17 protein-coding genes are annotated in these 23,759 nt (G+C 32.1%); 14 read left to right on the forward strand and 3 right to left on the reverse strand.

Annotation, left to right across the window (positions count from 1 at the left end; all coding sequences use genetic code 11):
* The first annotated feature begins 174 nt into the window (after positions 1 to 174).
* Positions 175 to 1,797 (forward strand): BCCT family transporter, encoded by a 1,623-nt coding sequence (locus KA856_RS01650; RefSeq protein ID WP_107383831.1) that lies wholly within the window; start codon positions 175 to 177, stop codon positions 1,795 to 1,797.
* A gap of 200 nt (positions 1,798 to 1,997) precedes the next feature.
* Here the strand turns inward: KA856_RS01650 and cudC are convergent, their stop codons facing one another.
* Positions 1,998 to 2,549, reverse strand: coding sequence for a choline uptake/conversion transcriptional regulator CudC (cudC, locus tag KA856_RS01655; protein WP_107383832.1), 552 nt, complete (start codon positions 2,547 to 2,549; stop codon positions 1,998 to 2,000).
* 204 nt (positions 2,550 to 2,753) lie between these two features.
* On the opposite strand from cudC, the gene betB reads away from it, so the two are divergent.
* On the forward strand, positions 2,754 to 4,247 hold the full coding sequence (gene betB, locus KA856_RS01660) for a betaine-aldehyde dehydrogenase (RefSeq protein ID WP_210138445.1): 1,494 nt from the start codon (positions 2,754 to 2,756) through the stop codon (positions 4,245 to 4,247).
* A 57-nt stretch (positions 4,248 to 4,304) separates the two neighbouring features.
* Complete coding sequence (gene betA, locus KA856_RS01665) at positions 4,305 to 5,987, forward strand: choline dehydrogenase (RefSeq protein WP_107383834.1); 1,683 nt, start codon at positions 4,305 to 4,307, stop codon at positions 5,985 to 5,987.
* Between the two features lie 336 nt (positions 5,988 to 6,323).
* On the opposite strand, the gene KA856_RS01670 is transcribed toward betA, so the two are convergent.
* Entirely contained in the window at positions 6,324 to 8,480 is a 2,157-nt protein-coding gene (locus tag KA856_RS01670; protein ID WP_210138446.1) for a bifunctional glycosyltransferase family 2 protein/CDP-glycerol:glycerophosphate glycerophosphotransferase, read from the reverse strand.
* Between the two features lie 391 nt (positions 8,481 to 8,871).
* On the opposite strand from KA856_RS01670, the gene KA856_RS01675 reads away from it, so the two are divergent.
* Together KA856_RS01675 and KA856_RS01680 are read left to right on the forward strand one after the other, a co-directional pair.
* A complete protein-coding gene (locus tag KA856_RS01675; RefSeq protein WP_107385389.1) occupies positions 8,872 to 9,498 on the forward strand; it encodes a nitroreductase family protein in 627 nt (208 codons plus the stop codon).
* A gap of 380 nt (positions 9,499 to 9,878) precedes the next feature.
* Entirely contained in the window at positions 9,879 to 11,018 is a 1,140-nt protein-coding gene (locus KA856_RS01680; protein ID WP_210138447.1) for a CapA family protein, read from the forward strand.
* A gap of 105 nt (positions 11,019 to 11,123) precedes the next feature.
* Here the strand turns inward: KA856_RS01680 and KA856_RS01685 are convergent, their stop codons facing one another.
* Positions 11,124 to 12,062, reverse strand: coding sequence for a nucleoside hydrolase (locus KA856_RS01685; RefSeq protein WP_119536015.1), 939 nt, complete (start codon positions 12,060 to 12,062; stop codon positions 11,124 to 11,126).
* A gap of 212 nt (positions 12,063 to 12,274) precedes the next feature.
* On the opposite strand from KA856_RS01685, the gene KA856_RS01690 reads away from it, so the two are divergent.
* The 9 genes from KA856_RS01690 (at position 12,275) to argJ (ending at position 23,754) form a co-directional block, all read left to right on the forward strand.
* Entirely contained in the window at positions 12,275 to 13,687 is a 1,413-nt protein-coding gene (locus tag KA856_RS01690; protein ID WP_103211395.1) for an MFS transporter, read from the forward strand.
* 346 nt (positions 13,688 to 14,033) lie between these two features.
* A complete protein-coding gene (locus KA856_RS01695; protein WP_210138448.1) occupies positions 14,034 to 15,530 on the forward strand; it encodes a flagellar basal body-associated FliL family protein in 1,497 nt (498 codons plus the stop codon).
* A gap of 19 nt (positions 15,531 to 15,549) precedes the next feature.
* Positions 15,550 to 16,716, forward strand: coding sequence for an ABC transporter permease (locus KA856_RS01700; protein WP_107504467.1), 1,167 nt, complete (start codon positions 15,550 to 15,552; stop codon positions 16,714 to 16,716).
* The gene (locus tag KA856_RS01705; RefSeq protein WP_210138449.1) at positions 16,713 to 17,636 is read left to right on the forward strand and encodes an ABC transporter permease; all 924 of its coding nucleotides are present in this window, start codon (positions 16,713 to 16,715) and stop codon (positions 17,634 to 17,636) included. The genes KA856_RS01700 and KA856_RS01705 overlap by 4 nt, the downstream gene beginning before the upstream one ends.
* Positions 17,637 to 17,646: 10 nt before the next feature.
* Positions 17,647 to 18,312: an ABC transporter ATP-binding protein gene (locus KA856_RS01710; protein WP_107504469.1), complete on the forward strand. Its 666-nt coding sequence runs from the start codon at positions 17,647 to 17,649 to the stop codon at positions 18,310 to 18,312.
* A gap of 202 nt (positions 18,313 to 18,514) precedes the next feature.
* A complete protein-coding gene (locus KA856_RS01715; RefSeq protein ID WP_210138450.1) occupies positions 18,515 to 19,852 on the forward strand; it encodes a gluconate:H+ symporter in 1,338 nt (445 codons plus the stop codon).
* Positions 19,853 to 20,229: 377 nt separating this feature from the next.
* A complete protein-coding gene (gene rocD, locus KA856_RS01720; protein WP_210138451.1) occupies positions 20,230 to 21,420 on the forward strand; it encodes an ornithine--oxo-acid transaminase in 1,191 nt (396 codons plus the stop codon).
* Between the two features lie 40 nt (positions 21,421 to 21,460).
* Positions 21,461 to 22,492 carry an N-acetyl-gamma-glutamyl-phosphate reductase gene (argC, locus tag KA856_RS01725; RefSeq protein ID WP_210138452.1) on the forward strand — a complete coding sequence of 344 codons (1,032 nt, stop codon included), beginning with the start codon at positions 21,461 to 21,463 and terminating at the stop codon, positions 22,490 to 22,492.
* Positions 22,493 to 22,515: 23 nt separating this feature from the next.
* Positions 22,516 to 23,754 carry a bifunctional glutamate N-acetyltransferase/amino-acid acetyltransferase ArgJ gene (argJ, locus tag KA856_RS01730; RefSeq protein WP_210138453.1) on the forward strand — a complete coding sequence of 413 codons (1,239 nt, stop codon included), beginning with the start codon at positions 22,516 to 22,518 and terminating at the stop codon, positions 23,752 to 23,754.
* Positions 23,755 to 23,759: the final 5 nt, after the last annotated feature.

Here is a 23,759-nt window from a genome sequence, read left to right on the forward strand (position 1 = left end):
TTATAAAAATTATATATTTATTCATCTTTTGAGTTTGTTATTTTTGAATGTAATTTGCATTATTATTAAAAGTTCGTTAGGCTCATGTTTGTAATTTAATAAATGGTTTTGCTAAAAAATTATACTAATTAGCAAATTTTTTACATATTTTACTAACAATAAGGGGTGTCTATTGTGAAAAAAGAAAGAGTAAAAGTAATGGATTGGACGACCTTTATAGGGTCTTCACTGATATTACTTATTGCAGTTATTCCGATGATGGTTTTTCCTAAGGCCAGTCAGGACATAATAACGCATTTAAATGATGTCGTGTCGAGTACACTCGGCTCAGTATATTTATTGATTGGACTTGCAACGTTAATATTTGTACTCTACATCGCATTTGGTAAATATGGCAATGTAACGCTTGGTAAAGCGACAGATAAGCCAGAATTTAATAATTTTAGTTGGGCAGCTATGCTGTTTTGTGCCGGAATTGCTTCAGATATCTTATACTGGGGCGTTATTGAATGGGCATTCTATTATCAAGATCCACCACATGGCGGTAAAGGAATGACGGATAGTGCATTGAATTACGCTACTATGTATGGCATGTTCCATTGGGGCCCAATTGCTTGGGCTACATTTGTACTGCCAGCATTAGCAATTGGTTATCTTGTTTTTATCAAGAAAAAACCAGTTTACAAAATCAGTCAAACAATGCGTCCGATCTTAAGAGGTCAGACAGATGGCATTATAGGAAAAATAGTTGATATTCTATTTATCTTTGGTCTACTTGGTGGCGCAGCTACTTCACTAGCACTTGGTGTACCAATGATTTCTGCAGGTATAGAAAAATTAACAGGTATAGGAGACAGTATGTTGATGCGTAGTATTATTCTATTCACAATTACAGCTGTCTTTGCATATAGTTCTTACTCTGGTTTGAAAAAAGGAATTAAAGTTTTAAGTGATGCAAATGTTATTTTATCTTTTGTATTATTAGGCTTTGTATTTATTGTTGGACCAACGGTATTCATCATGGAAACCTCTATTACAGGCATGGGTAACATGATTAAAAACTTCTTCCAAATGGCTACATGGATTGAACCATTTGGTGGTATAGGTGGTCGTAAAGAAACGAATTTCCCACAACAATGGACGATTTTCTATTGGTCATGGTGGATTGTATATGCGCCATTTATAGGATTGTTTATTGCACGTATTTCTAAAGGGCGTACACTTAAAGAAATTGTGCTTGGGACAATCATTTATGGAACATTAGGATGTGCACTGTTCTTTGGTATCTTTGGTAACTATGCAGTTTATTTACAAATCACTGGTTCATTCGATGTGATACATTTCTTAAATACGCATGGCACAGAGGCTACTATTATAGAAGTTATGCATCAATTGCCGTTCCCTAATTTAATCATTGTGCTATTCTTGTTATCTGCATTCTTATTCTTAGCAACAACATTTGATTCAGGTTCTTATATATTGGCTGCGGCTTCTCAAAAGAAAGTCATAGGCGAGCCATTAAAAGCAAATAGATTATACTGGGCTTTTGCTCTATGTCTATTACCATTTGGATTGATGTTAGTAGGTGGGGAACAAGCTTTAGAAGTCTTAAAGACAGCTTCTTTATTGGCAAGTGTCCCTCTGTTGGCTATATTTGTCATGATGATGATTTCATTCTTAAGAACATTGTCCGAAGATAGATTGAAACTTGAAGATAGAGCAGAAAAATATAGAGAAGTAGAAAGACGTTCGTTACGCATAACACAAGTAAGAGAACGTAGAGAAAATGATGAATAAAAAAGTAACAAGCGCACCAAAATCTTATTTTACCGTAAGATTTTAGTGCGCTTTTTATAATAACTGCGATTAGACAAACTTTGTAAAGTGAGTGTATTCGCGATATTTCAATACGTATGAACACATACTTAAAGCTGAGACATAATGAACTGTCTCAGCTTTTATTCAAAAATGTTAAAAATAAGCTTGTAACATTTTTGTTAGTCTTTTTTTTCTGGAATTGGGAAATATTTAAATATTTCACCAGATTCTAATGCATTACTTAAATTGTCTAGCCATTCATAATAAGGCAAAGTATCAAGTAATTGTTGTTTAACTTCTTCTGCTTCCGATTTTGTAGCTTCGTCTGCTTTGCTGTTATCAATAATCTTATCAAGTATAGCTACTGCATCGTGAACGCCTTCTGAATTAATAACAATCTCCCGACGCCATTTGCGAGAAAAGAAATTACTAAAGAAATTAAAGAAATCCTTTTCAGCGACAAAATGTTGTTTTCTACTTCCACGTGTGAATTGTTGCTTAACAATATCAAATTCTTGAAGTCTTTTAACACCAGCACTCATGCTGGGTTTGCTCATTTGTAACTGTTCTCTCATTTCATCAAGTGTCATACTATCTTCAAAAAGCATTGTTCCAAATAAGTTTCCTACACTTCTATTGATGCCATATAGATCCATGGTTTCGCCTATAGCATTAATAACGATATCCTTAGCTTCTTCTAATTGATAATCAGGGTTGGTCGAATGTACCAATTGTCCACCTCCGTTCAAGTCCATATATAGTTAAGTGAAAAATAAATAGTGAGTTCCTATAGTTTACATTCCATACTCAAAAGATGCATGTATAAACCCCTATCATATTTAAACACATTTGACACTTTTTCAACTACTATGATAACATAAAGTTCATAAAATTCGTTAAATAAAAATTTAACAAACTTAACGGAGGTAATTTTAATGGAACTTGTAGATCATTTATCTCGTCTTCAATATATAGATGGAGAATGGGTGGAAAGCTCAAATAAGCAAACGAGAGAGATTATTAATCCATATAATCAAGCAGTTATTCTTGAAGTTGCAGAAGGAACTGCAGAAGATAGTGAACGTGCAATTTTAGCAGCAAGACGTGCTTTTGAAGAAGGAACATGGGCTAATGAAACAAGTGAAAATAGAGGTAAGAAAGTTAGAGCAATAGCTAATTTAATCGAAACACATCGTGAAGAATTAGCGAAACTTGAAACGTTAGATACAGGTAAGACATTAGAAGAATCTTATGCTGATATGGACGATATTGCAAATGTATTTAACTTTTTCGCTGGGTTAGCAGATAAAGATGGAGGAGAAATTATTGATTCTCCAATCCCAAATACAGAAAGTAAAGTCGTTAAAGAACCAGTAGGTGTAGTAACACAAATCACACCTTGGAATTATCCTTTACTTCAAGCATCTTGGAAAATTGCGCCAGCATTAGCGACTGGTTGTTCTTTAGTAATGAAACCAAGTGAAATTACACCATTAACAACAATCCGTGTGTTTGAATTGATGGAAGAAGTTGGCTTCCCTAAAGGCGTTATTAATCTAGTATTAGGTAAGGGTTCTGAAGTAGGAGAACCACTATCAGCACATAAAGATGTCGATTTAGTATCATTTACAGGTGGTATTCAGACAGGTAAACACATTATGAAACAAGCGGCAGATCATGTAACGAATGTTGCTTTAGAACTAGGTGGTAAAAATCCTAATATTATATTCGGTGATGCAGACTTTGAGCTTGCAGTTGATCAAGCGCTAAATGGTGGCTTTTTCCATGCAGGACAAGTTTGTTCAGCTGGTGCCAGAATTTTAGTAGATAACAAAATTAAAAACCAATTTGAACAAGCATTACTTGAAAGAATCAAAAACATTAAATTAGGCGACGGTTTTAACCCAGAAACTGAAATGGGTCCAGTAATCTCTGTAGAACATAGAGAAAAAATAGAGAAATATATGGAAGTAGCTAAATCAGAAAATGCCACTATTGCAATAGGTGGTAAACGACCAGAACGTGAAGACTTACAAGATGGCTTATTCTTTGAACCAACAGTGATTACTGATTGTGATACTTCAATGCGTATCGTTCAAGAAGAAGTGTTTGGCCCTGTTGTAACAATCGAAGGTTTTGATACAGAAGAACAGGCAATCACATTAGCTAACGATTCTATTTATGGACTAGCTGGTGGTGTATTTACTAACGATGTTGGTAAAGCAGAACGTGTCGTTAATCAATTAAGAATGGGTACAGTTTGGATTAACGATTTCCATCCATATTTTGCGCAAGCACCATGGGGCGGATATAAGCAATCAGGTATTGGTAGAGAACTTGGAAAAGAAGGTCTAGCAGAGTATCAAGTTGAGAAACATATCCTTCGTAACACAAATCCAGAGCCTGTGAATTGGTTCGGTAAAGCGTAACGTTAATCACTAAAATTAACTATGAATCTTAGAAATATATATCAGGAGGCTATAAAAATGAGAGAAGCGTATGATTATATTATTATTGGAGGCGGCAGTGCCGGATCAGTATTAGGTGCGAGAATTAGTGAAGATGTATCTAATAATGTACTTGTACTTGAAGCAGGACGTAGCGATTACCCTTGGGATTTATTAATCCAAATGCCGGCTGCTTTAATGTATCCAGCAGGCAATAAGCTTTATGACTGGATTTATGAAACTAACGAAGAACCACATATGGATGGTAGAAAAGTAGGTCACGCCCGTGGTAAAGTGCTTGGCGGTTCAAGTTCTATTAACGGCATGATTTATCAAAGAGGTAACCCAATGGACTATGAAAAATGGGCAAAACCTGAAGGCATGGAGAATTGGGATTTTGCACATTGTTTACCATACTTTAAGCGTTTAGAAACAACATTTGGTTCAAGTAAAGATGACCCATATCGTGGCCATCATGGTCCGATTAAGTTAAGAAGAGGTCCAGCAACAAATCCACTATTCCAAGCATTTTTCAATGCAGGTGTAGAAGCGGGCTATAACAAAACACCAGATGTTAATGGTTTCCGACAAGAAGGATTTGGTCCTTTTGATAGCCAAGTTCATAATGGTCGCCGTGTTTCAGCTTCAAGAGCTTATTTACATCCAGCTATGAAACGTAAAAATTTAGACGTACAAACACGTGCTTTTGTTACTAAATTAAATTTTGATGGAAATAAAGTAACTGGTGTTACATTCAAGAAAAATGGTAAAGAACATACAGTTAATGCTAAAGAAGTTATTTTATCAGGTGGTGCAATTAATTCACCACAATTATTACAATTATCAGGTATTGGTGATTCAGAACATTTACGTTCTGTAGGTATCGAACCTCGTTTACATTTACCAGGTGTTGGGGAAAACTTTGAAGATCATTTAGAAGTATATGTACAACATGCATGTAAACAACCTGTATCAATGCAACCAAGTTTGAATAAATTGAAAATGCCATTTATTGGTTTGCAATGGATATTAGGTCGTAAAGGTGCTGCTGCATCCAATCATTTTGAAGGTGGCGGCTTTGTGCGTTCTAACAATGAAGTAGATTACCCAAATCTAATGTTCCACTTCTTACCAATTGCAGTAAGATATGATGGCACTAAAGCGCCAACAGCACATGGTTACCAAGTGCATGTTGGTCCAATGTACTCTAATTCACGCGGTCACTTGAAGATCAAATCTAAAGATCCATTTGAAAAACCTGATTTTGTCTTTAATTACTTATCTACTGAAGAAGATAAACGTGAATGGGTAGAAGCAATTAAGGTCGCTAGAAATATCTTGTCTCAAAAAGCTTTAGATCCTTTCAATGGTGGAGAAATTTCACCAGGACCTGAAGTTCAAACAGATGAAGAAATTATCGAATGGGTAAAACGTGATGGAGAAACAGCATTACATCCATCTTGTAGTTGTAGAATGGGACCAAAATCTGATGAAATGTCAGTAGTAGATCCTGATACATTTAAAGTACATGGTATGGAAAATTTACGTGTTGTAGATGCTTCAGTTATGCCACGTACGACAAACGGTAATATCCATTCTCCAGTATTAATGATAGCTGAAAGAGCTGCTGATGTAATCAGAGGTAAAAAACTATTAGAACCTGAACATATTGATTATTATCGTCATGGTGTACATGATAAAGATGCAGGAACAGTAAAATAATTTATAAGTTAAGAGACTATATAGCACATCCCTTTTTCATTCATTGTGAATGAAAAAGGGATGTTTATGTTTAATATGTTGAATCGAGGCCAACTGTTGTAAAATAGTGTTCTCTTTAATATATGAAGCTTAATACGCTTAGACAAAAATGTGTTTACTTTATACTATAGCGCATCAGTTACAGTGATTTTGAAATGTACTTCTGCCCAAGTAGCGTATGCTCGTTCAAAAGTGTAAGATTTTAAAAATAATAGAGCGCTAATCCATTATGGATTAGCGCTCTTATTTTGAGCATAAGCATGTATATCCATGCGCTTTGCATTATTCATTCAATATTTATTGATTTTTGGTAATTAAATCAGCGATTGCTTTAGAAGCATTACCATTTTCAATTGAACAAAAATCGTTATAAAATTTATTAATTTCAGCTTTATAGTCATTTTCAATTTGATCTAAGTGTTGTAGGTCCTCTGCTAGTTTATGAGCATCTTGATAAATAGGTCCCGGTAAATCTTTGTGATAATCTAAATAGAAGCCTCTCAAGTCTTTGGCATATTTATCTAGGTCATAAGCAAAGAAGATTTGAGGTCTTTTTAGCACACCATAATCAAACATTACTGAAGAATAATCTGTAATTAAGCAGTCAGAAATTAGATATAATTCCGAGATATCACTATAATTTGATACATCAATTGCAAAATCTTCATAACCTCTTAAATCTAATGCGTTAGCGATAAGGTAATGCATTCTTAATAGAATAACATAGTCATCACCAATTTTTTCTTGCAAGTTATTTAAATCGATTTTTAAGTCGAATAAATATTTTCCTTTTTTGACAAATTCATCATCACGCCAAGTTGGTGCGTACATAATTACTTTTTTATCTTCAGGCAAGTTTAAGTTTTCTTTAATTTCTTGAATGTAAGCTTGATCATTTGCACGATTAACTAAGACATCATTTCTAGGATAACCAATTTCAAGTATTTTTTCTGGCGGCATCCAAAAAGCTGTTTCAAATATCTTAGATGAATAAGCGTTTGGAGAGATAAGATAATCCCATCTGCTTGTTTCTTCCTTGAAATTACGTTTATAGTTATCAGTTGTTGTTCCAGGCATACGGATGACTTTCATATCATTTGCTAAACGTTTTAAAGGTGTTCCATGCCAAGTTTGAATATAAACTTGATTAGCTTTTTTATTCAAGTATAAAGGCAGTCTTGCATTTGTTACCCAGTATTTAGCGCTAGCATATGCTTCATAATATGCTTGTGAACCTTTTTTAACTTTTTTAGCAGGTCCTGGTAAATATACTTGATCAGGTTTTCTGAAGACCCAAATAAATTCATAGTTTGGATGGTACTTCATCATATACTCATAGATATATTTTGGACTGTCACTATAATTTTTACCACCAAAAGCTTCAAAAATGATTGTATTCGGCTTAACTTTGTTTTCATTATCTGTAAGTTGATATAATGAACGATTTTTATTTTTTCGACGTAAAACAACATTTTTGGCTAAGCGAGCACGCTTTCTAAATCTATTAACTTTAAATGCTGGTGTTTTCTTATTAAACATAAGCATTAATGATTCTAAAATAAATAAGGGTTTTTCACTCTTGAATATTGTAGTCATTAACTGCCTAGTGACTTTTGGTAAAAGTTCGCTATTTGATTCATATCTTTCTGGTGTTTTTCTTAATGATGGTTCAAAAGAATCTCTATATAAATTCTTCATTTTAGTTTTTATGAATTTTTTATTTTCTTTTAAAGGCGCACGTTTTACAGCGTCTGAAAAGCTATATACATAGTCATTAAAAATAATATTGAAATCTTGAGTTGATAAAGTCGGTTTTTCGAAAGGATCATAGATTTCTCCTTTAATATAGAAAGGGAATCTACTGATTCTTACAAAGCCATTAGAATATTTAATGAATTCTAAGACGAAAGACCAATCGATAAAGATATCTAAATCTTCATTGAATTTAATATTATGTCCACGTATGATGGCTGTTTTAAAAACGATGTTACAAACAGAATGTTTACGCAGAAACTGATTTGATTTTGTTTTAGTGTTTAAATATTGCACTTTCACTAAATTTTGGTCAACGTATTGTGGTACATCTAAAGTGAAAGAATGAATAGGTGCAATTAAAGCATCGTATTGATTTAAATGTTTCATATAAAAAGCGAGCGCGTATGATGCAAGATAATCATCAGAATCTATAAATATAAAATAAGGTGATGTTACTGCTTCTAACGCGATATTTCTCGCGTAAGCATGCCCGGAGTTTTGAGTTAAATCAATTTCTTTAATTGAGATGTTCCAATCTTTGATTGTTTCAGTTGCAATAGATTTTGAACTATCAGTTGAACCATCGTTAACTAATATTAATTCAAAATCTTGGAACCTTTGATTTTTTAAGCTGTTTAAGCATTTTTCAATATAATCTTCTGAGTTATAATAAGTTACAATAACAGATACAGATTTCATTATTTTACCTCTTTTTCCATTAACTCTATTTATTATTTGAACAGCACACGTTGTCTGCTAATGTTCAATATAATAGGGTATTTTTTTAAAAGCAATTTCACCGTTTGTGAGTTAAAACGGATTTATTTATTTTACTACAATATAAATATATATTCAAAACATCAACTATTGTTAATTCTAATTATACTTTATAAGACTTATTGAGAAAAATGTTTTTCTTAGTTTATTCATTGTTTTGATAAATCAAAAACTTCATTATAGGAAATTCATGAGTCAAAATAATGTTGATCTCGAAGTTTAAAAAACATTAAATTTTTAAACAGATGATTTGTAAAATATAACAAATTGCGTATAATTTGATTTTGTAAAAAAGACTAAGGAGAATTTTGAAATGAAAAATAATGATTTTGAAGATGTTGTACTAAATAGAAAATCTGTAAAAGTGTTTGATGAGCAAGTTAAAATTCCTAGATCAGAAATGGATGAGATGATACAAAAAGCAACAAAAGCGCCATCATCTGTGAATATGCAACCGTGGAGATTTTTAGTGGTTGAAAGTGAAGCAGGGAAAGAAAAATTGAAACCACTTGTTCGTTTTAATACACGCCAAAATGATACATCCGCAGCTATGGTTATTATATTTGGCGACATGCAAAATTATGAATATGGAGAAGATATTTATCATAATGCAGTTTTAAATGGTTATATGCCTGAAGAAGTAAAGGTTGAAATGTTAGGAAAAATATTGCCCTTATATAAAAGTTTAAATCGTTCAGAAATGAATGATATTATTAAAATTGATAGTAGTTTAGCAGCAATGCAATTTATGCTCGTCGCTAGATCTTATGGTTATGACACAAATCCAATTGGTGGTTTTGAAAAAGATCAAATTGCTGAAGCATTCGATTTAGACCCAGAACGCTTTGAACCAGTAATGATTGTTGCAATTGGAAAGGCTAAAAATCCTGGACATGACTCATACAGATTGTCAGCAGAAACTGTTACAAAATATGTTTAATAAATATAGTTTTGATAAAATTCGTCTAATTATTAGTTATAATTTAGATAATAGACAAGTCATTATTGATAAGTAAGTAACGTTGTCTAAATATGAATTTGCATTTTTAAAAGGATTAAAATTATAAATTAATAAAGACGATAAGAGTTTAGACGAAAAATTTGATACTCAAAAATAAGCACGCGAACCCTATTTGGGTTCGCGTGTTTATTTTTAAAGTACTTATTACACAATATAAAATTCATTTGAATATATGTAATAAAAGCTTAACTTTTTAAAGTTTGTTATGCTATAAATAGTTTATAAATATATGAAGCGATTGAATTTATAATTTGAAAAACATTTCAACAATTTATGTTGTATTGAAGGGGTTTTAGGTGATGAGATATAAAGTTTTACTTCCTTTATTGTTTTTATGTTTTATCGTAGTTAGTGCCTGCTGTTTATTAAATATTAAGCATTTGAACCATAATGTTTCATTTTATGCAGTGGGAGATAATTTAATTCATCCAGAAGTATATAATGATGCTTCGGTGAACAATGGAAATTTTGATTTTAAACCAATGTATAGTCATTTAAAAAAAGATATTGAAGCTTCAGATATAGCTTATATAAATCAAGAATCTCCCATTGGTGGAGATAGTAAAGGTTTGTCCGGATTTAAGCGATTTAATACGCCAGAAGCTATAGCAAAAGATTTATCTGATACAGGGTTCAATTTAGTGAACGGTGCTAATAATCATGCATTAGATCAAGGGACGAGCGGACTTATGAATGAAATTGCGCTTTGGAAACAATTTGATGATATTGAATATTTTGGGACATACAATTCGCAAAATAATAGAGATGAAATTCAAATCATGAATAAAAACGATATTAATATAGCTTTATTGAGTTATACATATGGCACGAATGATATTCAATCTGATAAACCATATTTCATTAATTATTTTGATGAAAAACAAATTAAAAAAGATGTAGCTAAGGCCAAAAAACAAAGTGATGTTGTTATTGTTTCAGCGCATTGGGGTAATGAAGGCAAACATAACCCAAATAAAACACAAAAGAAATATGCGAAAGTGTTTGCGGATGCTGGGGTAGATGTAGTGATTGGGACACACCCCCATGTCATTCAACCTGTGAAGTGGGTTAAAGGTAAAAATAATCATAAAACACTAGTGGCTTATTCCCTGGGAAATTTTTTGAATGGTCAGGCAACAGGTGATGAAAACAATGTACTGGGAGGCAATTTAACGTTCAATATTGAAAAGTCTCCGAAACAAACTAAAATTAATCAGGTCAAATGGAAATCACTGGTAACACATTATGAGCTAGAACCTACGTTGTATAAAAATAAGGAACAAAATTTTAAAATGTATCCATTGAATCAATATAATAATGAATTAGCACATAGGCATGGGTTAAATCAAACAAAGCAAGGTGACATTAACGTACAACGTTTAGAGGAAATCACTAAAGCACATATTGATCCTGCATTTTTAACAAAAGAAAGTTTCTGATTATTAACTGCTTATAAAATCAAAGCATATATTTTTAAGTATAAAAAGAAGAAGCATAATCAATTCACATATTTTGATTATGCTTCTTCTTTGATTTACATATATTTATTTTACTTGCTTAGCTAAATTTGTGATGTAATTAAAGAAACTATCATGTTCAACATGATGTACCACAGAAACTAATCGGCCATTTTCTTCATCGATATATGTACTTCCTTGACTAGGGCCATCAACATGCACAGAAGTTTTAACGTCATGTTGTTTTACTAAGTCTGGTTTGCCTATGTAAGCAGTTGTTAAAACATCCCATAAGAAATATGTAGAATTTGTTTGGAAATGTGTGAGCGGAGGCACTGCAGCATAACTTACACCTAAAAAATCAACACCGGTATACGCACGTTCATTTGCCCACATTTGTCTGATATCCCAAGTCATAGGTACTTGATTTGTACTTTCTAAAGCGACCATATCAATTTTTAGCGTTGAATCAAAAATAGTTTTAACTGCTTCAGGATCCCAAAATGCATTCCATTCAGCTGTACCGTCATGTTCGGGTTCTTCAACATTACCTTTATCTAAAAATGTGCCTCCCATCCATACTAAGCGTTCAATGTTATTTACGAGTTTTGGTTCGATAGTGATAGCTTTAGCTAAATCCGTAAGCGGTCCAGTAAATAATAAAGTGACTTTTTCATCGCTTGCGCTCACTTTTTCTATAATATCTTCATAAGCTGCGTGTTTTAGCAATTTGGAGTGTTGCGAAGTAGGTTCATTCAGTATAGGTAAAGCATCCATAAAGAATGCATGCATACGCCAATCTTTAGGAAATGGATTTTTGCCGCGTTCTTTCGATGCTGCTACGTGGATAGGCGTTGATGAAAAACGATTTATAATTTTTTGTGAAGCACTCACAGCTGGTTCTACATAGCTATCAGCGCCAATTGCACTGACACCAATCAAATCAACTTCTTCCATTTGAATTAATAAAAAAAGTGAGACTAAATCATCTACACCACCGTCATGGTTAAAATAAACTTTTTTCATAAAATGTAATCCTCCGAATTTAATGATTTTTAATCATTATACCAAACTCAGTTATTAGAAATAGTTCATTCAACAAAAGTTCATAAATCTTAAGAACGCTATATTAATAGTCATTGAGTAGGAAAATTCTGAAAATAGAGAATGAAAGTGTTTATATATACGCGTAAAGGTTATGTTATATCTATGGAAATAAATAAGGGGTGTTTTTATTTGTGAAGTTTAAAAAAGAAAAAGTGAATCATGTAGATTCTAATCAAGCTAAAAAAGGTGTAGTAGCAACGGGGATAGGTAACGCAATCGAATGGTTTGATTTTGGATTGTATGCACAATTGGCAGTAGTTATCAGTGCGAATTTCTTTGGTAATTTACCACAAGAAATGCAAATTGTGTCAACCTTTGCCGTCTTTGCTTTTGCATTTATTGTAAGACCAATTGGAGGAATATTTTTTAGTCATTTGGGAGATAAATATGGTAGAAAAATCGTTTTATCTACAACCATTTTATTGATGGCTGCCTCTACATTAATGCTAGGTTTGTTACCAACGCAAGAACAAATTGGAATATGGGCACCAATACTCTTATTAGTAGTTCGAATGATTCAATCGTTCTCTACTGGTGGTGAATATGCAGGAGCAATGACTTATATTGCTGAAACATCTCCAGATAAAACAAGAGGTAAATTAGGTAGCGGACTTGAAGTAGGAACACTTGCAGGGAATATATTAGCTGCAATACTTGCTGGTACAATGTATAGTTTGTTGAATGACCAACAGATGGCTGAATGGGGATGGAGAATTCCATTTATCATAGCAGCACCATTAGGTATTGTAGGTATTATACTTCGTTCAAGTCTTGACGAAAGTCCAGCCTATGAGTCTACACTAGAAGAACAAAAAGAATTAGAATATTCATATTTAGATATCTTTAAATATTACTGGAAAGATGTTGTTGTTTGTTTTACTGGTGTAGCTTTCTTAAATGTAGCTAATTACATGGTATTGTCATATATGCCTTCGTTCTTGAATACGACGATTAATTTAGGTGGAACGATGGGCTCAATATTAAGTACGATTACCATGTTACTCATGATACCAGCCGTATTTTTCTTCGGATGGTATAGTGATAAAATTGGAAATAAACGGACGATTATATTTGGTTTAGTAGGCTTTAGTTTATTCTCAGTGTTAGCTTTTTGGTTAATGAGTATCCCAATGTTGCCTTTAGTAGTCTTAGGTTTATTTATTATTGCACTATTTATGTCAACATTTGAAGGTGTTATGCCTTCAGTGTTACCAAGTATGTTCCATACTAAAGTTAGATTGCGTACACTGTCGCTTGTATATAATATAGGTGCTGCTATTTTTGGTGGTCTAACACCATTTATCCTTTCTACACTAGTAGAAACAACCGGCCAACAAATTGCACCTTCCTACTATTTAATGTTTATAAATATAGTTGGACTAATTATCTTTGTAACAATGTTCAAATCAACATCTAATAAATCTTTAAGAGGATCATATCCTAATGTAGAATCACAGGAAGATTACGAAGACGTGATTCAAAATCCAAAAGATGCATTATGGTGGGAAAAAGAAGTTAAACATGAAAAAAATAGCACAACATAGAGTGACTGAAATCACAGTTTTTCAATTATACATTTTAAAATTTAGAGCTTAAGATTGAGCCTCAAAGATTGCTGATGAAAGTAATCTTTGAGGCTCATTTTATTCTCATATTGTAATTCGTTGGTTATGAATATATTACAAATTAAGAGAAGATGTAAAAATATCAATTATATATGTATTGTGTGCACAATTGATTGGATGTAATGATATATTACATTTATTAAAAATGTTTAGTAATTAATTTAAAGCGCAAGTAAAAAATAAAAGAAAAATCAAATAAATAAATTATTATTAAGCCTTTTGTGGTATTATTAAAACAATCAAAGTTAATGGGAGGTTGAAGGGTATGTCTAAAACAGTAAAAATTATTATCTCAGTTGTAATTGGTGTGCTTTTAATTGCCGGTATTGGGGGCGCCGCTTATTACTTTATTACCAAAAATACACCTAAAAACACATATTTATTGAGCGAAAAGGAAACAGCTAACCAATTTCAAGAATATGCTAAGGATCGATTTGAAAATGAATTTAAATTTCAAGATAAAATGAAAGATGAATCATATTTAATCGATTTAAAAGCAAATGCTGATGTTCCAAAAAGTTTATTAGAATCATCAGGTATTCCTAAATCTGTCGCGGATGCTTCTGAAATAGGATTGACAGTGGGACACGATCCTAAAAAAGAAAAATCAGTTTTAGCTTTAAATCCAACGATAGCTGACAATGAAATTGGGAAGTTTCAATGGGCAGCAGACAAAGATAATCAATATTATGCATCACCATTGTTTAATGATATTTACAAAGCTAAAAATGACGAACTTGTAGACGTTTATGAAAAAATAACTGGAGATACATCAAGCACAACAGGTAAAGAGAGTGTATTGACAAATGATACATTAAACTTAAACTCATTATTATCAGGGTCTCAAATTTCACAAAAAGATATAGAAAAAATAAGTAGTAAATATACAGATGTTGTCATAGATAAATTAGACAAAGATAATTTTGAAAAAGAAAATGCTACGATTGATGTAGATGGTGATGAAAAAGATGTTAAGAAAGTAACTTTGAAACTTAGCAAAGGTGAAACAAAAGCAATCGTGAAATCAGTTTTGGAAAAAGCTAAGAAAGATAAAGATATTAAAAAAATTGCAGAAGATCAATTCAAAACAGAAGATTATGAAGATAAAATTGATGAATCTATACAAGAAGTGAAAGATCAAGATAAAAATGATTTTCCAAGTATTAAATCTGTGATTTGGGAAGAAGATAATCTGATTTTAAAACGTGAATTAACTGCTAAAGATAAAAATGATTCAGAGGTAAAATTAGCAGGAACTAATCAAATTGATGATGACAAATTAGCTATGAATTATAAAATTACTGCAGATGATACTGAGCTATCATTGAAAGGTAAATCAACAAAAGACGATGATAAATATAAAGATAATTATACTATTGGAGCTAATGAAAGTTACAAGAAATCTACGATAAAACTATCAAACAATGAAACTCAAGATGGTGACAAACGTACAGATAAAGGTAAAGTGAGCGTCGATGCAAATTATCGCAAAACTGAATTTGAATATCATAATAATTTAGAAACCGACGTGAAAAATAATACGCAAAAACAAGATTTCAAATTAACTACAGACGTTCAATATCAACCAGTAACATTTAATATCAAAGGTGAGACAAAACTTAAAGACGATATTAAATTTGAAAAATCAGGTGCTAAAGATTTAAATGAATTGTCCGATAGTGATTTAAAAAAATTACAAAAGGAAATTTCTAAAAAAACAGAAGGTATCGTTAAAGATTTAGCAAAAGATTTTAAAAAATAACTAAAAGGAGAGTGGTAAAATGAAAACATTACAATTGTTTCGCATTTACCACTCTTTTTTATTAAAAAAATGGCATTTACTACTATACTTATTAATTATAGTTGTAGGGTTATTTGCTACTTTAATAGTGATTCAACAATTAAATCAAGATAATGAGAAATTTAGAATTGGTGTTGTTGATAAAGATCAGTCTCCAGAAACGCAAATCATATTGAAATCACTAGGTGACGGTGCCAATTTGGGGAAGGATATTAGCATAAAAAAGTATAATCAAAAAGTAGCTGAAAAAAAGTTAGAAAATAAAACTTTAGAGGGTTATTATGTTTTTGAAAAAGGTATGACACATGATTTTTATAAAAATGGAAGTTTGCCCATTTCAGTACATACATATGATAAACAATCTACAAAAAGTCTAGTTATTAATCAGTTAACAGATTCAGTATATCAAAGACTCATGCTATCGATGGGTGGCGGTCTAAGTTATACAACATTGTCATCACATAATGATAAAGATCATACATTGATGTTATTAACAGATCTATTGTTTACGGGACTAAACCGTACTGGTGCATTTGATTATGAACCTATACATATATATGATAGTGTAAGTTATTATGTAATCACGACTTATTTAGCGTCTATTTATATTTTCGCTTTGTCATTATTTACCATTTTAAAAATGAACCAAACGACGGCGTTGTGGTCAAGGTTAAGCATGCATCATTTTTCTTTTGAAAAATTAACGTTGATTAGAAGTATATTCACGCTATTTTATACAGGATTATGGACATTTTTCGGTGCGCTTTGGTTGATTAAATCCATACCTAATCAATTTGAAAGTTATAATTGGTTAACGATTGTAATTCAACTTAGTTACTATGTCTTGATGATTATTATTTGGTTAACCATTATTGATTTAATTGCTTTTAAATGGATGAACTATGCACTAAAAATTATATTGAGTACATTGATTATTGTATTATCAGGGATGACGATACCAACAATTTATTTTAAACATTCTATTTTGGGTATGGTTGATTACTTACCGTTTAGTTTTGTAACAAATCAAATGCTAGAAATTGTATTGAATAATTATATTTTAGATGTACCAATAACTTTTTATAGTAGTCTATTTATATCAATTTTTATCTTAGTCTTGATAGTGATTGGGAGGTATCGCTCATGATTCAACCCTATTTCTTCATAGTTGTTAAAAAACAGTGGAGACAACATTTAGCCTTTATCTGTATCTTATTAATCTCTTTAATTGCTATATGGGGTGTATATAAAACGCTAAATAAATCATTTCAAATTCCTGTGGCAGTTCAAGATTTAGATCAATCAGAAGCTTCAAAAAGCTTAATCAAAAGCATCACAAGTAACGAATACATTACTAAAATCGAAGTGCCAGCAGAAGAAACATATTTGGATGAATATATAGAAAGAAAAGAAGCGATTGTAAGTTTACAAATACCGAAAAATTACAGTCAACAGTTACATGACAATCGTTTGAAAGAAACCATTTTATTGTATGGAAGAGATGATTTTATTGGTGATATTACTTTAGAAATTATAAGTATGTCATTATATGAACAACAGATACCTAACATCGTTAAAAGTCATCTAGATGATAATGGTGATCGTACATCCTTGACTAGAGTGAATAAAATATTGGATGACAAGACACCTCAATCGCAAATTGCACATTATTTTGTGAAGTCACATTCAGAAACTTCTATATCATTGAGTGTTATTTTTGCGATATTGTTGTGTATCAGTAGTGTGCAAATTATTTTGCACCAAAGATTAAAACAGAACGGTCCGTTGATTAGAATTTTTTTAGTACAATTTAGTCAGTTAAGATTGTATGTTACATACATACTTATACATGTAATTTTGTTGCTAATGATATTAATTATAAGCGCATTATTGTTTCATCAGTCACTATCATGGATATTTTATTTAAAATCACTTTTCATCATTGTATTATTTGAAGCAGGTGTTGCGTATCTATTATTTAAAATTAACACACTGAGTCATAGGTTATTTATGACGTTTATATATGCGCTTGTCATGAGTGTGATTTATGTCTTTATACAAATTTAGGAGTGATGGGATGATAGCATTAAAACATGTGCAGAAGAAATATCATAATAAAACAATTTTTCAATCTCTAAATATGAAGTTAGAAAATCAACAATTAACTGTGCTATTAGGTGAAAATGGTGCTGGCAAATCGACATTATTAAGAATGCTTTCGGGGTTAGAAAAACCCGATCAAGGTGAAATTACGTACTTTGGGAAAAAGTTATCTAAAAAACAATTACAAGCAATGATTGGATATGTACCACAAGATATTGCGTTATTTGAGCATATGACTGTCGCAGAAAACATCAATTGTTTTAAAGCTTTATGTAAAAACGCAATATCGGACGCGCTAATTACAAAATATATGGAACAATTAAATATTGATGATTTGGACATTACTGTTTCTCGTCTATCTGGAGGAACGAAACGTAAAGTAAATGTATTAATTGGTTTATTGAACAACCCACAAGTTCTCATATTAGACGAACCTACGGTAGGTATAGATTTGAAATCAAGGTTTGATATTCATAATTTACTCAATCAAATGAAGCGAAATTGTTTGATTATATTAACAACACATCATTTAGATGAGGTAGAGGCACTGGCTGATTGTATTAAAGTCATAGGTGTCGATCCTTTTTATAAAAAAGTATTATCAGATAAACAATGGCAATTTGAAAGTTATCAGAATTAACTTTAGTTTCAAGATAATTTGACCATTCACTCCTAAAAAAGCACGCGCAAGGTAAATTTCAACCATTTGCTTTGCAAGTGCTTCTTAATTTTTATGAAGCTTAAACCCTTAAAATAACAACGTTGTTATTTTAAAATAAAAGGTATATAATATATGTTTGTGAATACGTTTTCATAAAATTGGTTTGACTGGGGGACTTAAATTGTCATTTGTGAGTGAGCATTTACCGATAATATCACTTATTATTGGCGTAGCGTTATTATTATTCTTAAATATTAAATTAAAGGTTAACAGTATTTTTTCTTTGATTTTTGCAGCTATTGCTGTTGGCTTATTGAACGGTATGAAGCCGATGGTAATATTAGATACAATTAAAGAAGGATTAGGTTCAACGTTAGGTAGTCTCGCGCTTATTATTGGATTTGGTGCAATTTTAGGTAAGTTAATGGTCGACTCAGGCGCGGCCCAGCGAATAGCTACTACGTTAATTAATAAATTTGGTGCAAAGCATGTACATTGGGCATTGATTATTATTGGCGCTGTCTTTGGTATTTCTGTATTTTATGAAGTAGCTTTTATGATTTTAGCCCCTTTAGTGATCAGTATTGCGGTTGAATCTAAAATACCATTTATGAAATTAGCTATTACTATGGTTGCCGCAACGACACTTTCTCATAGTTTATTTCCACCTCAAGCTGGTCCAACTGCATTGGTAGATGCTTATCATGCTGATATGGGAATGGTATACATTTTAGGAATGATTGTCTTTATTCCTGGCGTGATAATTGCAGGTATTCTTTTGCCAAAAATGATGAAAAATTTAAATTATCCTGTGCCACCATTGTTACAGAAAAATAAAGAATTTAGTGAAAGTGAAATGCCTAGTTTTGGAATGAGTTTATTAATACCATTAATTCCTGCTATTTTAATTTTACTTTCAACAATATTAAGTATGTTTATAACTAAAGACACTTTATGGCATGAAATTGTATCATTTTTTGGGAGTGCAGAAATTAGTCTTATAATCGCAATTCTTACATCAATTGTTGTCTTTGGATTAAGAAAAGGTAAAAAGATGGATGAATTGATGAAATCTTTTGAAAGTGGGTTGAAAGGTGTAGCAACGATTATATTTATTGTTGGTGCTGGTGGTGCATTTAAAGAAATCATTTTAAAAGCAAATGTAGGTGATTATATTGCGGGAATAATGCAAAATACAAATATTTCACCACTTATCATGGCGTGGTTAATTACAGCACTTATTCGTATTGCTACAGGACAAGGCGTGGTGTCAGCAATAACTGCAGCTGGAATTGTAGGGCCATTAATTCCTACATTTAATGTTAATCCAGTATTGATGGTTTTAGCAACTGCTGCTGGTAGTAACACGATTACGCATGTGAATGATGCATCATTTTGGTTATTTAAAGAATATTTTAATATAACGATTAAAGATACATTTAAAACTTGGGGGCTTTTATTATTTACATCTTCTATTGTTGGTTTGGTCATTGTATTAATCATGGATTTGTTTATGTAAAGTAATAATAGTATGAGCGGAATAAAAAATGGTGATTTTTTTCCGCTCTATACCCCTTTGTTAGTTATTTAATGTGGCATTTCACTTAAATATATCCTTTACCGCAATTGTTAAAACGACTGAATGTATAATTTGAATGATAGGTACGAATATTATCTTAAACATCAAATGATGATATGCAAATTGTATACAATGATTTATGTGCATCTATTGAAATTTTATAATTTTGATAGATGCTTTTTTTGCTTGTTTTAAAGCCTTTAAATATATTTTTATAAAAAATTATTTAAATAAACCTTTGACTTATTATATTTAAAAGTGTAATATTCATGAATATTAATACAAATATTAGAATAATAATAAGGTTGGTGTATTTAATGAATGCGTTATTCGAATTAACAGATCAATATAGTTCAAATAATTATAGTCCTTTGAAATTAGCATTAGCCAAAGGTAAAGGTGCGCAAGTATGGGATGTTGAAGGTAAGCGATATATTGATTGTATAGCAGGATTTTCAGTAGTGAATCAAGGACATTGTCATCCGAAAATTATAGAAGCATTTCAAGCACAAAGCGAGCAAATAACTATGGTATCACGTGCCTTATATAGTGATAACTTAGGACAATGGGAAGAAAAAATTTGCAAGTTAGCAAATAAAGACAAAGTACTACCTATGAATACTGGGACTGAAGCTGTGGAAACAGCAATTAAAATTGCACGAAAATGGGGCTCAGATGTCAAAGGTATTAAAGAAAATGAAAGTGAAATCATTGCTATGAAAGGTAACTTTCATGGTCGTACATTAGGGTCTTTATCTTTATCTGCCCAAGATAATTACAAAGAAGGGTTTGGCCCATTGCTAGATAATATTAATTATATAGAATTTGGAGATATTGAACATTTGAAAGTATTGATTAATGATAATACATCGGCCATTATATTAGAACCGATTCAAGGTGAAGGTGGCGTGAATATTCCTCCAAACTATTTTATTCAAGAAGTGCGTAATTTATGTAATCAACATAATATTTTATTTATTGCTGATGAAATACAGGTTGGACTAGGTAGGACAGGCAAGATGTTTGCTATGGAATGGGAAGATGTAGAGCCTGATATTTATTTACTCGGTAAATCATTGGGCGGCGGACTTTATCCTATTTCAGCTATCTTAGCAAATGAAACAATCATGAATGTCTTAACACCGGGCACACATGGTTCTACATTTGGCGGTAATCCACTTGCATGCGCAGTATCGATGGCAGCCATAGATGTTTTGCTAGACGAAAATTTAATTGAACGTTCCGCTGAATTAGGTCAAACATTGCTGAACCATTTACAACTTATTGATAGTCCAATCATTGATGATGTCAGAGGGAGAGGGTTATTTATCGGTATTGAATTAACAGAACAAGCGCAGCCCTATTGCTTGGAAATGATAGAAAAAGGTGTGTTGTGTAAGGAAACACAAGGCAATGTTATTAGAATTGCACCACCGTTAGTTATTAGTGAAGATGAGATTAACCAAATTGCTGAAGTGATTAAAGAAGTGCTTGAAAAAAATAAATAGCACATTAAAAATTCCGAATATTCAGAAAGGTATGAAACAGATGATAACAGTTGGAATAGTAGGCGGAAGCGGTTATGGTGCTGTAGAACTTATACGTTTATTACAGCATCATCCTAACGTCGTAATTAAATATGTATTTTCACATTCTAAGATTGATGAACCAATCAGTAAAACATTTCCACATTTAAACCATATCGCACTTAATTATACTGAATTAAATGAACAAGCGACATCTTGTGATGTTATATTTTTTGCAACACCTTCCAATGTCAGCAAACATTTAGCACCAAATTTAATTAATAAAGGTATTAAAGTGATTGATTTGTCAGGGGATTTTAGGCTGACGGATAGAAATCTATATCAAACATTTTATGGTGAAGCAGCTGCAGAACAAGCACTTTTAGATAAGGCGCTTTATAGTATTGCAGAGTGGAGTGAAATAGATCCACAACGCACAAATTTGATAGCAAATCCTGGTTGTTTTCCTACTTCTATTTTATTAGCTTTACATCCTCTGATTGCTCAAAATGTAATCGATATTCAATCAATTATTATTGATTCAAAAACGGGTATTTCAGGAGCAGGCCGTTCATTAGCACAACATGTGCATTACGCTGAAATGAATGAAAATTTTAGTGCTTATGCAATTGGAAACCACAAACATAAACCAGAGATAGAACAGTATATATCTAAAATTGCAGGAACGAAGTGTAATGTGATGTTTACGCCGCATTTAGTACCGATGACAAGAGGTATTTTATCTACAATTTATGTGAAGTTAAACGAATATACGACAGCTGAGCATTTACATGCTATTTATAAAAATGATTATGAACAGAAACCATTTATAAGAATTAGAGACTTAGGAGAATACCCTAAAACAAAAGAAGTGTATGGTAGTAATTTTTGCGATATAGGTCTATATGTAGATGAAAAAAATCAAAGAGCTGTCATCGTATCAGTGATAGATAATTTAGTTAAAGGTGCTAGTGGTCAAGCAATCCAAAATTTAAATTTACTTTATGGTTTAGATGAGGCAACTGGTTTGAATCAGTTACCAATTTATCCTTAATAAGATCCGAAAGGAGAGATGAGATGAAAGATATTGAAACAATAGATACACTCAATCAAATTACTGTAGATATTAATGGTGATGTAGGATCACCATTGGGCTTTATAGCTGGTGGTTTTCATGCTGGTTTAAGAAGAAAGAAAAAAGATTTTGGTTGGATTTATTCTACGACAGAAGCAACTGCAGCAGGTGTATATACCCTTAATCGTTTCAAAGCGGCACCTCTTAAAGTAACTGAAGATAGTATCAGTATCAATCAAACATTGCAGGCAGTTGTAGTTAATTCAGCAAATGCGAATTCATGCACTGGAGATAGAGGTATACAAGATGCGAAAGATACGCAAAGTTGGGTAGCTGAACGATTAAACATAGAACCACATCATGTTGGTATTGCTTCGACAGGGGTTATTGGTTCGTTTTTACCTATGAATAAAATAAAACATGGCGTCGATCATGTTTTACAAGATTCGTTTAATCAGAGTGAATATTTTAATCAATCGATTTTAACGACAGATACGACCACGAAACATTTGTCTGTAAAAGTAGACATAGATAATCAAACAGTGACAATTGGTGGCACTGCAAAAGGATCTGGAATGATACATCCTAACATGGCGACTATGCTAGGTTTTATAACGACAGATGCAAAAGTTGATAGTAAGGCATTGAATCAATGTTTAAGTCAAACTACAGATCACTCTTTTAATATGATAACCGTTGATGGTGATTCTAGTACGAATGACATGGTCTTATGTATGGCAAATGGTCAAGCTAATCATCATTCGTTAGATGAAAATCATCCTGAGTGGCAAAAATTTGTTTATGCTATCAATTATGTTGCACGTTATTTGGCTCAGTCGATTGCAAAAGATGGTGAAGGCGCTACAAAATTGGTGACAGCTAAGGTTAAAGGTGCAATAGATATTCATGAGGCTAGAAAAATGGCGAAAAGCATTGTTTCATCTAACTTAGTTAAAACAGCAATTCATGGTGAAGATGCAAATTTTGGAAGAATTGTAACAGCGATGGGGTACGCATCGAAATATATAGACCCTAATGCAACCAATGTGAAATTATGTCAAGTTTCTGTGGTTAAACAAGGCATGTCGGTGGCATTTGATGAAGCTTATTTAAAACAACAATTGGAAGCAGATAACATCGTTATAGAGGCTACTGTAGGTGATGGAGAAGGAGAAGCTACCGCTTATGGTTGTGACTTATCATATGAATACGTGCGCATAAATGCGTCGTATAGAACTTAAGAGGT

The sequence above is a fragment of the Staphylococcus sp. GDB9P120P genome (assembly GCF_017893435.1).
Classification (GTDB): domain Bacteria; phylum Bacillota; class Bacilli; order Staphylococcales; family Staphylococcaceae; genus Staphylococcus; species Staphylococcus cohnii.

Excerpts from the sequence above, each read along its gene's own strand:
- betB (WP_210138445.1), top strand. The coding sequence starts at position 2,754 with ATGGAACTTGTAGATCATTTATCTCGTCTTCAATATATAGATGGAGAA.
- betA (WP_107383834.1), top strand. The coding sequence starts at position 4,305 with ATGAGAGAAGCGTATGATTATATTATTATTGGAGGCGGCAGTGCCGGA.
- KA856_RS01670 (WP_210138446.1), bottom strand. The coding sequence starts at position 8,480 with ATGAAATCTGTATCTGTTATTGTAACTTATTATAACTCAGAAGATTAT.
- KA856_RS01675 (WP_107385389.1), top strand. The coding sequence starts at position 8,872 with ATGAAAAATAATGATTTTGAAGATGTTGTACTAAATAGAAAATCTGTA.
- KA856_RS01680 (WP_210138447.1), top strand. The coding sequence starts at position 9,879 with ATGAGATATAAAGTTTTACTTCCTTTATTGTTTTTATGTTTTATCGTA.
- KA856_RS01685 (WP_119536015.1), bottom strand. The coding sequence starts at position 12,062 with ATGAAAAAAGTTTATTTTAACCATGACGGTGGTGTAGATGATTTAGTC.
- KA856_RS01695 (WP_210138448.1), top strand. The coding sequence starts at position 14,034 with ATGTCTAAAACAGTAAAAATTATTATCTCAGTTGTAATTGGTGTGCTT.
- KA856_RS01700 (WP_107504467.1), top strand. The coding sequence starts at position 15,550 with ATGAAAACATTACAATTGTTTCGCATTTACCACTCTTTTTTATTAAAA.
- KA856_RS01705 (WP_210138449.1), top strand. The coding sequence starts at position 16,713 with ATGATTCAACCCTATTTCTTCATAGTTGTTAAAAAACAGTGGAGACAA.
- KA856_RS01710 (WP_107504469.1), top strand. The coding sequence starts at position 17,647 with ATGATAGCATTAAAACATGTGCAGAAGAAATATCATAATAAAACAATT.
- rocD (WP_210138451.1), top strand. The coding sequence starts at position 20,230 with ATGAATGCGTTATTCGAATTAACAGATCAATATAGTTCAAATAATTAT.
- argC (WP_210138452.1), top strand. The coding sequence starts at position 21,461 with ATGATAACAGTTGGAATAGTAGGCGGAAGCGGTTATGGTGCTGTAGAA.
- argJ (WP_210138453.1), top strand. The coding sequence starts at position 22,516 with ATGAAAGATATTGAAACAATAGATACACTCAATCAAATTACTGTAGAT.